Source organism: Polaribacter pectinis (genome assembly GCF_014352875.1).
Lineage (GTDB): Bacteria > Bacteroidota > Bacteroidia > Flavobacteriales > Flavobacteriaceae > Polaribacter > Polaribacter pectinis.
This window is the reverse complement of the sequence record NZ_CP060695.1, coordinates 399,700-411,527: the sequence shown is the minus strand read 5'-3', so window position 1 is coordinate 411,527 and position 11,828 is coordinate 399,700. Positions and strand designations below refer to the sequence as shown.

The window sequence follows — 11,828 nt, the reverse complement described above, 5'->3', positions numbered from 1 at the left end:
AAACACCAATTTATTAATACTTAACATTTCAAAATTATGAAAAAAATTACTTTAACATTTTTACAAATTAACTCTAAAACTCTTTAATTATGAAAACAACAATCTTAAAAACAGTACTATTTCTTTTTGCACTAACACTATTTAATTGCGAAGGCAACAATCTAAATACAAACGAATCAACAGGAAACGACTCCTTTTCTTGCCTCGTAAATGGAAAACTTTATACACCTTCTGCTGGAACAGGCATTGGTGGTGGTGATATTAGACCGTTTTCTTGGGCTTTCAAAGAAAATGGCAATAATAAGAGAATTACATTTTATGGTGGTGGTGAATATACATTGTTTATGAACTTATTAAATCCTGTAACTGAAAAAAATACATTGAACGAAGAATTAAGTAGCGAGTTAGATACCAGTCATAGTGGTATGGTTCTTCATAATGAGCGTATTTTTTATAATACAAAAAGCAATCAGGAAAATGGTAATATAATTTTCACAGAATTATCATCAACAATAGCAGTAGGTACTTTTGAATGCACTTTATATAATGATAAAGGAGACGAATTAAAAGTTACTGAAGGTAAATTTAATTTATCATTAGACAGCAAAAGAAATTAAAAAAAGCAGTTGCTACCAACAACTGCCTAAAAGTTAATCATAACAAACGCTAATTTATTAATATTTAACATTTCAAAATTATGAAAAAAATTACTTTAAAAACAGTCAAGAAATTTAAAAATGTGTTTTTAAAACACTAAAAATGAGTAGATTAAAATAAATGTGTCCGGAATTTCTTAAAATCGAGAAATTCTAGACTCTTCTTTTTAAATTGATTTCTAATTTGGTTGAAAAATAAAAATCAGTTAATTATGAAAAAAGCAATCTGTGTATTATCTATCTTAATTTTATTTCAAAGTTGTTATTCTTATAAAACTTTTGATTTAAAAGATTATAAAACTTTAAAACCTAAAAAAGTAAAAATTGAATTATTAGACTCAAAAGAAATTAAAGGAAAAATAGTAGAATTTAAAAATGATAGAATTGTAGTAGAGAGTTCCAAAAAAATTATTGAAATAAATACATCAAAAATTAAAAACATCCAAAAAAGAAAATCTAATTTAATACAGTCTGTCATATCTATTTCTGTTGGAGCATATTTATTATCAATAATACTAGAAAGTCTTTTTAAATCTTTAATTAAAGGAGCTTTTAAAGGATTCAAATTTCCAGCTTAAAATTTATATGGCGTTTTTTTATTGTCAAATTGTAAATTACTATCTTGCTTCAAATCTTAATGAGGGTTCTAAATGAAGCAAATTCTATTTTTATTATTTACTTGTTTGTTTTTAAACACAAACGCACAAGATGTTGCCATATTAAAATATAATGGTGGTGGAGATTGGTATTCGAACCCAACTGCAATCCCTAATTTAGTTGAATTTGCAAACACAAACATTAAAACAAGTATCTCTAAAAATCCACAAACGGTTACTGTTGGTAGTGAAGAAATCTTTAATTTTCCGTTGGTTTTTATGACTGGTCATGGAAATGTATTTTTTTCTGATGATGAAGCAACCAACTTAAGAAACTATTTAATTTCTGGTGGTTTTTTGCACATTTCAGACAATTATGGTTTGGATAAATTTATTAGAAAAGAACTTAAAAAAGTTTTTCCTAAATTAGAATTGAAAGAAATACCAAGTAATCACGCAATTTATAATCAGACTTTTAAGTTTCCAAATGGTTTGCCAAAAATACACGAGCATGATAAAAAAGCGGCGCAAGGTTTTGGCTTATTTTACGAAGGAAGATTAATTGTTTTTTACGATTTTGAAACCGATTTAAGCGATGGTTGGGAAGATGAAATTATACACAACAATCCTAAAAGTGTTCGTGAAAAAGCATTAAAAATGGGTGCAAATATTATTGAATATGCTTTTAAAAACTAGTCCAGAAATAGACATAGATTCCATAAAAATAAACTTCGATGAAAGTGGTTTGTGGGTTTTAAACATTGCTATTGCCATTATAATGTTTGGCGTTGCTTTAGGTATAAAAATTGACGATTTTAAAAGATTGTTTAAAAAACCTAAAATTGTTTTTGTAGGTGTTTTATCGCAATTTATTCTGTTACCAGCATTTACATTTTTAGCCATATTAATTATACAACCTCACCCAAGTTTTGCTTTGGGAATGATGATGATTGCTGCTTGTCCTGGCGGAAATGTTTCTAACTTCTTTAGTAAAATGGCTGGTGGAAATGCAGCTTTATCAGTTAGTTTAACCGCTTTTGCTACTTTAATTTGTATTGTTATGACTCCGCTTAATTTACAGTTTTGGGGAAGTTTATATGAGCCTACAAACGAAATTTTAAAAACAGTTTCTTTAAATCCGTATGATTTATTTAAACTCGTTTCTCTTATTTTAGGAATTCCACTCTTTTTTGGCATGTTGATAAAGCATTATCATCCAGAAATGGCAGAAAAAATAGAAAAGGTTTTAAAACCATTATCCATGCTAGTTTTTATAGCGCTAATTTTTATTGCATTTTCACAAAATTTAGAAGTGTTTGTAAATCACATTCATCATGTAATTTTCTTGGTAATTTTACACAATATATTTGCATTTATTCTTGGTTTTTATACGGCAAAAAGTTTCGGTTTAAACAAACAAGACACTAAAACAATTTCTATGGAAACAGGAATACAAAATGGTGGTTTGGGCTTATTGCTAATCTTTGGTTTTTTTGAAGGTTTAGGCGGAATGGCTTTATTGGCTGCTTTTTGGGGAATCTGGGATGTTTTTTCTGGAATTCTTTTAGCTACTTATTGGGGCAGAAAGAAAAGTAAAATACTTAAAGAAGTATAAATTATGATTCAGAAAATTTGGTTTAGGCTTGTTTGGTGTTATATAAAAATTGGCCTTTTTTTTTACAGTAAAAAAATTAGAGTTTTAGGTAGTAAAAATATCCCCAAAAAAGGTGCTGTTTTATTCGCTGTAAATCACCCAAATGGTTTGGTAGATCCTTTATATGTGACCACCACAAATTCTAGACAAAATCATTTTTTAGTAAGAGCGGCTTCTTTTAAGAATCCTTTTATTAAAAAGATTTTAGAGTCTTTATATTTAATGCCTATCTATAGAATTAGAGACGGAATTAAACAATTGGCAAACAATCAAGAAATTTTCGAAAAGTGTTTTAGTATTTTACACAAAGGAGAAACTTTAATGATTTTTCCTGAAGGAAGTCATGACAAAAAAAGAACTGTAAGACCTTTAAGCAAAGGATTTACCAGAATTGTTTCTGGCGCTTTAGAAAAGCATCCAAATTTAGAGATAAAAGTAGTTCCTGTTGGAATTACGTATCAACATCCATCAGATTTTCCAGCTAAAGTTTGTATAAATTACGGAGCACCAATTGCAACTAGACAGATTTTTGAAGAAAATGCACAAGCAAAAGCCATTAATGTTTTAAAAGCTGAAGTTACAAAACAACTAAAAAATTTAATTGTACATATTGATGATGATGAAAATTACGAGAAAACTTTACAACAATTAAATAAAGCACAAGTAGATTTTACAAAAGTTGATGAAGTAAATGCAATGATTAAAAACAATGCCATACCTTATATAAAACCAGCAAAAAGAAACTTTTTAAAACCATTATTTTATCTCATTATATTAAATAGTATCATTCCTTTTTTATTATGGAAAAAAGCTTCTAAAAAAATTGATGAAATTGAGTTTATAGACACCTTTCGTTTTAGTTTAAACCTCTTTCTTTGCACTTTATTTTATAGTTTACAAGCTTGGGCTATCTCTTTTTTTTACGGTAATTTGGTAGGTTGGTTTTACTTAACTCTTTCTGGTTTATTGATTTTGATTTATACGAAATTTGCACCTACAAATGCAAAAAAGCATAAAGAATTCACTGAAGCTGGCAAACGAGTTTAGCCCTGATTGAACGGCTTGTTTAAGCTCTTTTTTTATGCTGAACTCGATTCAGTATCTGTTACAATAATGAAATTACTTTTTAAAAAGATGAAGTGCTGAAATAAATTCAGCATAAAAAAAAGCGAGTAGTGAAAGCAGGAAATAGCTTCTAATCCAAAATAGCATCTTGAATTATCTGCTGTATTTTAGTACGTGCATTGCTCTTAATTAAACCTCTGTTTTCCATTGTAGGATACACTCTGTTAGATAAAAACACATAAACAATTCCGCTTTGTGGATCTGCCCAAGTGTACGTGCCCGTAAAACCAGAATGCCCAAAACTTTCATCGGAAACACAACCACAGGTTGCTTTTACTCTTGGATTTAGTTGTGGTTTATCGAAACCTAAACCTCTACGAACTTTTTCGTTAGAAAAATAACGATGATTAAATTTGTCTACAGTTTCTGTTTTTAAGTAACGTTTACCTCCATAAAAACCTTTCTGTAAATACATTTGCATAATTTTTGCAACGTCATTTGCATTGGCAAATAAACCTGCATGACCTCCTACTCCACCCATCATTGCTGCGCCCATGTCATGCACATAACCTTGCAATAATTGTTTTCTGTAATAATCGTCTTTTTCAGTAGGAACAATATCGTTTCTAGTAAATTTTTTTAAGGGCAAATAAGTGGTTCTATCTGCACCTAAAGATTGATAAAACTCTTCGTCTACCAAGGTATTTAATGGCTTTTTATATTGATTTTCTAATGCTTCTTTAAACAAATAATACCCTAAATCGCTGTATTTATAACCTGTTCTTTCTCTCTGGTCTGCTTCTTTTATGTATTTATAAATACTGTCTTTGTAATTGTGTTTTAGAAATAAATTTTCTGCAACTTTAATATCGAATTTATTCGATTTTTTCTTTCTATAAAACGTAGCCAAATTTTTACCAGAAATACTGTCTTGCGTGTCTTTGTAAAAAGGAATCCAAGCTTTTAATTGTCCGAAATGCGATAAAATTTCTTTTACAGTAACCTTTTCTTTATTAGAACTTGTAAAACTTGGCAGAATATCTTTTAGGCTGGCAGACAAAGGAAGCTTATGCTCTTCTTCTGCTTTCATAATTAGAGGAAGAGACGCTAAAATTTTAGTTAAAGAAGCCAAATCATACAAATCTGAATTTTCTACAAGAATTCTTTTTTCGTCTGTATGATATCCATAACTTTTATTAAAAACAACTTTTCCGTTTCTTGCAACTAATACTTGAAAACCTGGCGCCATTTTTTCTTTTAAAATAGTGTCTGCCATTTTATCTATCAACGCTAATTTTTTTGATGATAATTTAGCCGCTTCTGGTGTTGTATATTCAAATCTACTTAAATTAGAAGTTATTAAACCATGGCCTTCTGCATATTCATCTCTAATAGAAACTGGTAATTTTCCTTTTGCTCCAAAAGCTCCAAAAATTAATTGTGCAGAAAGTTCTTGCGCCAATTTACTATTCTGATACGAAACAATAATATTCTCGATATTTGTAAAAGATTTTACTTGTAACAAACTATAAGGACTTGTAAAAACATCTAAAATAACATCTTTTTCCCTGGCAATTTCTTGCAACCAAACCAATTCTTTATTGCTAAACTTATAACTTTTCCAAGGATGTAAATTAGATTTATGAAAACCAATAATTACTGAATTGTATGGTTTTAACTTTTTAAGAACTTGGTCTAAATTTTTATCAGAAATGACATCTACTTTGGTGTAGTTCTTTAGCATTTTTACAAAAGATTCTCCAGAATCATCACCTAACTCTACATAAGCAATTTTCTTTTTTTCCAAATTTCTAATAGGGATATTTCCCTGTAAATTTTTAACAACGGTAATAGAATTTTTCACCAACTCTCTGTGTAATAAATCGTCTTCTACCGTATTTAAATCTTCTCGTAAATTTTCTAAAACTATTGGTTTATAATTATGTAAACCTGCCCAATATTTAGCTTTTAAAATTTTACGGACAGAAAAATCTAAACGTTCTTCTGAAAGCGTTTTTAAAGCAATGGCATTTTTCATCAACTTTACAGTTGCTGGCACATCTTGCGGAATTAACAATAGATCATTTCCTGCTTGTATGGCAGCCAAATCTATTTCTGCAGAGGTTGCATAATCAGTTGCACCTTTCATGTTTAAACCATCAGTAATTATCAACCCTAAAAAACCCATTTTTTGTTGCAACAAATCTGTTACTACTTTTTTAGACAAAGAAGTTGGTAAACTTGTATTTGGTTCTAAACTTGGTATGCTTAAATGTGCGGTCATAACACTTGTCATTCCTGCATCGAAAACTCTTTTGTAAGGATATAATTCTATGGAATCTAAACGAGCCATATCAAAATCTAAAAAAGGTAAGGTATGATGAGAATCTGCAGCTGTATCTCCATGTCCAGGAAAATGTTTTGCGTTGGCTAAAACGCCATAACTTTGCATTCCTTGTGTAAAAGCAATTGCTTTTTGTGTTACATTTTCTTTACTTTCACCAAAAGAGCGGTTTCCAATAATTGGGTTTTCTGGATTTACATTAATATCTACAACAGGCGCAAAGTTTACATGAATCCCCAATCGTTTGCAATGTTTCCCTAAATGTTCGCCAAACTGTTTTACCAAAGAATCGTTTCTAATAGCACCTAAAGTCATGTTCCAAGGAAATCTGTATGTATTATCTAAACGCATATCTAAACCCCATTCTCCATCAAAACCAATCATTAATGGTACTTTTGCTGCAGCTTGATATTTGTTATTTAACTCTGCTTGTTTTTCTGGAGTTCCTTGCATAAAAATTAAATTACCAACATGATATTTTGTAATCATTTCCGTAATAAAATCTTCGTGTTTTTTATCTAAATTAGAATAGGCTTGCACCATAAATAACTGTCCTATTTTTTCATCAGTAGACATATTATTTAAAATACTATCTACCCAAATTTTTTGAGCTTCAAAATCTTTCGTTCTTAAAGGATCTATACTTTGGGCTTGAAAACCGAAAACGGAAATCAATAATACTATAAGTGCTAACTTTTTCTTCATTCTTTATTTTAAATATTTTTTGGGCGTTTTAACAGGCTTTCGCTACTCGCTTCTCGCTAAAAAGCGAGAGAGCTCAAACAGACCGCTCAATCCTTAACGCAACTTGTTTGTTAACTTAATGCTGTAATCTAAAATCAAAAGTTATACCAAAAAGCGTTTGTGCCAACTTTCTTTTGCAGGAACTTCCCAATTGTTTTCAAATTCTTCTTTAGAATTTACCATATTATTAAAAACAATGGTTTCCGAGGTTACTTTTCTTTCTTTTGCAAAATTCTGAAAATCAGACAATTTCACTAAATTAATCGTGTCATTATCTTTAAAAGTAACATTCATTTTGTTCATTAAATCTAACTGTAATTCATTTTCTAATTGCTGAATAAAACGAACAGAACTATCTATAGAACAACCAGATACGTTATTAAAACTTTCATCTACTGCCAATACTAAAAACTGATTGTACTTTATGGTAAATGATCCTTTTAAATCGTCTCCATGACGCGTCCATTGATTAATGAATTCTTCTGCTTTTGCTGAAATAAACTCGATTTCTTTATTTGTAAACTCCCTGTCAGATTGATAAATCCAAACTCGAGAATTATTTGGTAAATTTTTATATGCTGTAAACATGTTTTAGATATTTAAACTGTTAGATATTTAGACTTACTATAAATCTAAAAATCTATCGTAAATTAAACTTCTGCTGCAAAGCCTGTAACTTATCTGCTTCAGACATGGTGTCTTTTGGAGCAGACATTCTTTCTTTTATTTCTTTTAAAACCTTTTTTGTATAAAGAGGAAAATCTGCATTCTGAATCCAATTATTATACCCAGGATTTTCTTTAAATACTTCTTCTACAGTTCTTCCTTTGTATTTTCCGAAAGAGAAAATTTCTTGTTTTTCTTCATTCATCAAAATAAAACCTGCAAAATCTGCTCTTTCACCATGTGTTGAAAATTCGCTTAAAGCATCTACAGAATTTCCAATATCTTCGTATTTGTCTACTTGCGCTAACAAAATTTCATACGTTGCATTGGTATCTGCTTCTGCTCCATGTGCGCCTTCCAATTCTTTTCCGCAGTAAAATTGATAGCCAGCACTTAAAGTTCTTTGTTCTTTTTTATGAAAAATAACTTGCACGTCAATTGCTTTTCTATTTTTCATATCAAAATCGATTCCAGCACGCATTAATTCTTCTGCTAAAAGTGGAATATCGAATCTATTAGAGTTAAAACCTGCCAAATCGCAACCTTCAATCATTTTACTTACTTCGCTTGCCAATTCTTTAAAAGTTGGTTCTGTAACCACTTTTTCATTGGTAATTCCATGTACATCTATTGCTCCTTGTGGAATTTCTATTTCTGGGTTTACCAACCAAGTTTTACTTTCTTTATTTCCGTTAGGAAAAACCTTTAAAATTGCAATTTCTACAATTCTATCTGAAGCAATATTAACTCCTGTTGTTTCTAAATCGAAAAATACGATTGGTTTTTTTAAATCTAATTCCATTAACTTATTCGTTATTTAATTGTGCTTTAAATTCTTCTACTTGTGCTTGCATTTTGGCTGGCAATGAAGGTTCTTTAAAATTATACTTTTTTAATTCCTCTAGTAAAATTTCTGCTAAAATTAATCTAGCAGTTGGCTTATCATCTGCAGGAATTATAAACCAAGGTGCATTTTCTTTAGAAGTTCTATTTAATAAATCTTCATAACAGAATTGATATTTATCCCACAATTTGCGTTCTTTTAGATCTCCCGCAGAAAATTTCCAATTCTTTTCAGGAATATTTAATCGTCTTAATAGTCTATTTTTTTGTTCGTCTTTAGATAAATTTAAAAAGAACTTTAAAACAATAGTTCCGTTTTTAACCAAATGATTTTCGAAATCGTTAATTCTGTCCATTCTATCATGATAAAAAGCATCGTCTAAATCGTCTAAACTTTTTACAGACGGAATATTTTCACCAAAAATATAACCAGGATGCACTCTTGTTACCAAAACATTTTCGTAATGTGTTCTGTTAAAAACAGCCACTTTTCCTTTGGCTGGCAATGCAATATAATGGCGCCATAAAAAATCGTGTTGCAACTCTAATTCTGTAGGTACTTTAAAACTGTGTACCTCTACACCACGTGCATTAAATTCTTTAAAAACCTCTCTAATTAAGCTGTCTTTACCAGAAGTATCCATTCCTTGTAAGCAAATTAACGCACTATATTTGCCTTCTGCATACATGGTGTTTTGTAATTTCGCTAACTTTTTACTGACTTTATTTAGTGCTTTTTTAGCATTTTCTTCGACTTCTTTTGTATTGAAATCTTTTAATTTAATGGTGTTATTTACTTTGTATTTCTCTAATTTCATCATCCTGCTAATTAATTCCTAAAGATAAAAAAAATAGTGGTTTATCTATTGGTTTTCTCTTAGCATTTATCAATTAAAATGATAATTATTTCATAAAAAATCGATTTTAAAGACTGACTTTTATAAAATGAATAAAACAATAATTATACAAGGAAGTTCTAAAAGTTTAGGAAACACACATAAAGTTATAAATTATCTAAACAAAAACAATCAGTTTGATGTTGTGGATTTAAAAACAAAAAATATTGGTCCTTTTGATTATGATTTTGCAAATGCTGCTGATGATTTTCTCCCTTTAATGGAAGAAATAATAGCGAATTACGATACCATAATTTTTGCAACTCCTGTGTATTGGTATAGCATGAGTGGAATTCTAAAAGATTTTTTTGATCGAATGTCCGATTTATTGCATTACAAAAAAGAACTTGGCAAACAATTACGTGGTAAAAACATGGCAATGATTAGTAACTCTACAGCAAACGATTTAAAAGTTGGTTTTACAATGCCATTTATAGAAAGCGCCAATTATTTAGGAATGAATTATCTAGGAGACACACATGCTTGGTTTTCTGGTGATGAAATTGATGAAGATGCTAAAACTCAAATTGATACTTTTAGGGAATTAGTTTAGTTTGTTTGTTGGCTTGAAAAAAATTAACTTCGCTAACTCATCATAAAGTGAATTAAAAACTCACCTTATCATTAAAGTTGGCTGTAATAAAAAAATCGAAATGGATTTAAATAGAAAAGAAATAATAAAAATTATTGCTAAACCAAGAAATCAAAGGATTAACTTCAAAGGTTTAGACTTGAAAAATATCGACTTGAACAATTTAAGTTTTATAAAAATTGACTTCAATAGAGCAAATTTATCAAATTGTAATTTAAAGAATGTTGTTATTGAAAATAGTTGTGATTTTAGTAACATAACATCGGAAAATGGAAATTTTGAAAACATCAATTTTCTAAATAAATATCAATTTTCATATTGGAGTGTTTCAGAAATGAATAATGTGTTTTTAAAAAACTGTAATTTTAAAAATTCTTTTTTAAGTCCAATTGAAATAAAAGAATCAACAATTACAGATTGTGATTTTAGCAACTCTGATTTAAGTGGAGTTAATTTTAGAGGAACAAAATTTAAGAATGTGAATTTTGAAAACGCTAATTTAGAAGGTGCTTGTTTTTATGACACAGTTTTGAATAATGTAAATTTGAATAAAGCAAAAATTTCGCAAGTACGTTTTGATAATGCTGGATTTGAAAAAGTTGAATATAATGGAGAATTATTAACGAAAGAAAACTGTACAAATTACTACAGCCAACAACATATATAATTTATTGCTGGCTTTTTGCTTACTTGCGAAAATCCTCTCGGATTTTCTTTGTCAGTAATTATTTATTAATTTAGTATAAAATCACGCTACGAGCCATATACAAGACCGTTAGCGAATCTTCAAAATCCAACCATTAAAAATGCCTAAAAAAGGAAAAGCGAAAAACACACTCAATAAAGCTAAACACACTAAATTGATGAATCGAAAAATCAATAAAGTGAAGTTAGAAAAACAGCTACACAAAGAGCGTTTAAAGGCAATTATTAAAAAGGTTAATGAAGAAAAAAATAATGATGAATAGTAAACTTCGTTATTTTTTAGGTTGTGTAATTTCCATTCCACTTTTACCTATTTTACTTTTTCAAGGAAAAAATATTAGAAAAAAAGTACCAAAACTACCTGAAGCAAAAGAACCAAAAGGTTTTGTAAATGGTAATTTCAAAAACACTTTAAACATTTTATCTATTGGTGAAAGTACTATTGCTGGAGTTGGTGTCGATTTTCATAAAAACGGATTTACAGGTGCTTTAGCAAATACACTTTCTACAGAGTTACAATGTAATATTAATTGGCGAGTGTATGCCAAAAGTGGTTTTACTGTAAAACAAGTTTCTAAAAATATCATTCCAAAAATTGAAGAAACAAAAGCTGATATTATTGTAATTGGAATGGGTGGAAATGATGCTTTTACTTTAAATTCTCCTAATAAATGGGTAAATGATATTGAAAACTTAATTAATAAAATTCAGAATAAATTCCCGAAAACTCCTATTTATTTTACAAATATGCCACCAATAAAAGAGTTTCCTGCATTTACAAAAGCCATAAAATTTGTGATTGGCAATTTAGTAGAAATTTTAGGTAAACGATTAAAAGTTACAACAGACACAAAAGAAAATGCCTTTTACAATTCAGAAATTGTAACGTTAAAAACCTGGAGTGAAAGACATTCTTTACCAAATAACGATTCTAAAATTTATTTTAGTGATGGTGTACATCCATCTGAATTAACGTACCAAGTTTGGGGTAAAGAAATGGCAAACTTTATTATTAAAAATCACCAAGCATAAAAAAATCCCAAGTTAATAAAACTTGGGATTTGTAA

General features: G+C 29.2%; 13 protein-coding genes. 9 read left to right on the top strand and 4 right to left on the bottom strand.

From position 1 onward, the window contains the following. Positions 1–89: 89 nt before the first annotated feature. The 5 genes from H9W90_RS01975 (at position 90) to H9W90_RS01955 (ending at position 3,953) form a co-directional block, all read left to right on the top strand. Positions 90–617 carry a Riean_0653 family protein gene (locus H9W90_RS01975; RefSeq protein ID WP_187482806.1) on the top strand — a complete coding sequence of 176 codons (528 nt, stop codon included), beginning with the start codon at positions 90–92 and terminating at the stop codon, positions 615–617. 251 nt (positions 618–868) lie between these two features. Next, positions 869–1,234, top strand: a complete 366-nt coding sequence (locus H9W90_RS01970; RefSeq protein ID WP_187482805.1) for a hypothetical protein — start codon at positions 869–871, stop codon at positions 1,232–1,234. A 72-nt stretch (positions 1,235–1,306) separates the two neighbouring features. Beyond that, positions 1,307–1,948 (top strand): DUF4159 domain-containing protein, encoded by a 642-nt coding sequence (locus tag H9W90_RS01965; protein WP_187482804.1) that lies wholly within the window; start codon positions 1,307–1,309, stop codon positions 1,946–1,948. After that, entirely contained in the window at positions 1,932–2,867 is a 936-nt protein-coding gene (locus H9W90_RS01960; protein ID WP_187482803.1) for a bile acid:sodium symporter family protein, read from the top strand. The genes H9W90_RS01965 and H9W90_RS01960 overlap by 17 nt, the downstream gene beginning before the upstream one ends. 3 nt (positions 2,868–2,870) lie before the next feature. Beyond that, the gene (locus tag H9W90_RS01955; protein ID WP_187482802.1) at positions 2,871–3,953 is read left to right on the top strand and encodes a lysophospholipid acyltransferase family protein; all 1,083 of its coding nucleotides are present in this window, start codon (positions 2,871–2,873) and stop codon (positions 3,951–3,953) included. Positions 3,954–4,101: 148 nt separating this feature from the next. Here H9W90_RS01955 and H9W90_RS01950 read toward each other — a convergent pair whose 3' ends face one another. The 4 genes from H9W90_RS01950 to H9W90_RS01935 form a co-directional block, all read right to left on the bottom strand. Further along, a complete protein-coding gene (locus tag H9W90_RS01950) occupies positions 4,102–7,020 on the bottom strand; it encodes a serine hydrolase domain-containing protein (RefSeq protein ID WP_187482801.1) in 2,919 nt (972 codons plus the stop codon). Positions 7,021–7,161: 141 nt separating this feature from the next. Next, positions 7,162–7,647, bottom strand: a complete 486-nt coding sequence (locus H9W90_RS01945; RefSeq protein WP_187482800.1) for an ABC transporter ATPase — start codon at positions 7,645–7,647, stop codon at positions 7,162–7,164. 52 nt (positions 7,648–7,699) lie between these two features. Then, on the bottom strand, positions 7,700–8,527 hold the full coding sequence (locus tag H9W90_RS01940; protein WP_187482799.1) for a 3'-5' exonuclease: 828 nt from the start codon (positions 8,525–8,527) through the stop codon (positions 7,700–7,702). A gap of 4 nt (positions 8,528–8,531) precedes the next feature. Beyond that, the gene (locus tag H9W90_RS01935; RefSeq protein ID WP_187483909.1) at positions 8,532–9,386 is read right to left on the bottom strand and encodes a PPK2 family polyphosphate kinase; all 855 of its coding nucleotides are present in this window, start codon (positions 9,384–9,386) and stop codon (positions 8,532–8,534) included. Positions 9,387–9,513: 127 nt separating this feature from the next. Between H9W90_RS01935 and H9W90_RS01930 the strand changes: the two genes are divergently transcribed. From H9W90_RS01930 to H9W90_RS01915, 4 genes are all read left to right on the top strand, one after another. After that, on the top strand, positions 9,514–10,017 hold the full coding sequence (locus H9W90_RS01930) for a flavodoxin family protein (RefSeq protein WP_187482798.1): 504 nt from the start codon (positions 9,514–9,516) through the stop codon (positions 10,015–10,017). 100 nt (positions 10,018–10,117) lie between these two features. After that, entirely contained in the window at positions 10,118–10,723 is a 606-nt protein-coding gene (locus tag H9W90_RS01925) for a pentapeptide repeat-containing protein (protein WP_187482797.1), read from the top strand. A 139-nt stretch (positions 10,724–10,862) separates the two neighbouring features. Continuing rightward, positions 10,863–11,024 carry a hypothetical protein gene (locus H9W90_RS01920; protein ID WP_187482796.1) on the top strand — a complete coding sequence of 54 codons (162 nt, stop codon included), beginning with the start codon at positions 10,863–10,865 and terminating at the stop codon, positions 11,022–11,024. After that, entirely contained in the window at positions 10,999–11,793 is a 795-nt protein-coding gene (locus tag H9W90_RS01915) for an SGNH/GDSL hydrolase family protein (protein WP_187482795.1), read from the top strand. The genes H9W90_RS01920 and H9W90_RS01915 overlap by 26 nt, the downstream gene beginning before the upstream one ends. Positions 11,794–11,828: the final 35 nt, after the last annotated feature.

Bases quoted from the DNA above. Each gene is read 5' to 3' on its own strand.
- H9W90_RS01975 (WP_187482806.1), top strand. From the start codon at position 90: ATGAAAACAACAATCTTAAAAACAGTACTATTTCTTTTTGCACTAACA.
- H9W90_RS01970 (WP_187482805.1), top strand. From the start codon at position 869: ATGAAAAAAGCAATCTGTGTATTATCTATCTTAATTTTATTTCAAAGT.
- H9W90_RS01965 (WP_187482804.1), top strand. From the start codon at position 1,307: ATGAAGCAAATTCTATTTTTATTATTTACTTGTTTGTTTTTAAACACA.
- H9W90_RS01960 (WP_187482803.1), top strand. From the start codon at position 1,932: ATGCTTTTAAAAACTAGTCCAGAAATAGACATAGATTCCATAAAAATA.
- H9W90_RS01955 (WP_187482802.1), top strand. From the start codon at position 2,871: ATGATTCAGAAAATTTGGTTTAGGCTTGTTTGGTGTTATATAAAAATT.
- H9W90_RS01950 (WP_187482801.1), bottom strand. From the start codon at position 7,020: ATGAAGAAAAAGTTAGCACTTATAGTATTATTGATTTCCGTTTTCGGT.
- H9W90_RS01945 (WP_187482800.1), bottom strand. From the start codon at position 7,647: ATGTTTACAGCATATAAAAATTTACCAAATAATTCTCGAGTTTGGATT.
- H9W90_RS01940 (WP_187482799.1), bottom strand. From the start codon at position 8,527: ATGGAATTAGATTTAAAAAAACCAATCGTATTTTTCGATTTAGAAACA.
- H9W90_RS01935 (WP_187483909.1), bottom strand. From the start codon at position 9,386: ATGAAATTAGAGAAATACAAAGTAAATAACACCATTAAATTAAAAGAT.
- H9W90_RS01930 (WP_187482798.1), top strand. From the start codon at position 9,514: ATGAATAAAACAATAATTATACAAGGAAGTTCTAAAAGTTTAGGAAAC.
- H9W90_RS01925 (WP_187482797.1), top strand. From the start codon at position 10,118: ATGGATTTAAATAGAAAAGAAATAATAAAAATTATTGCTAAACCAAGA.
- H9W90_RS01920 (WP_187482796.1), top strand. From the start codon at position 10,863: ATGCCTAAAAAAGGAAAAGCGAAAAACACACTCAATAAAGCTAAACAC.
- H9W90_RS01915 (WP_187482795.1), top strand. From the start codon at position 10,999: ATGAAGAAAAAAATAATGATGAATAGTAAACTTCGTTATTTTTTAGGT.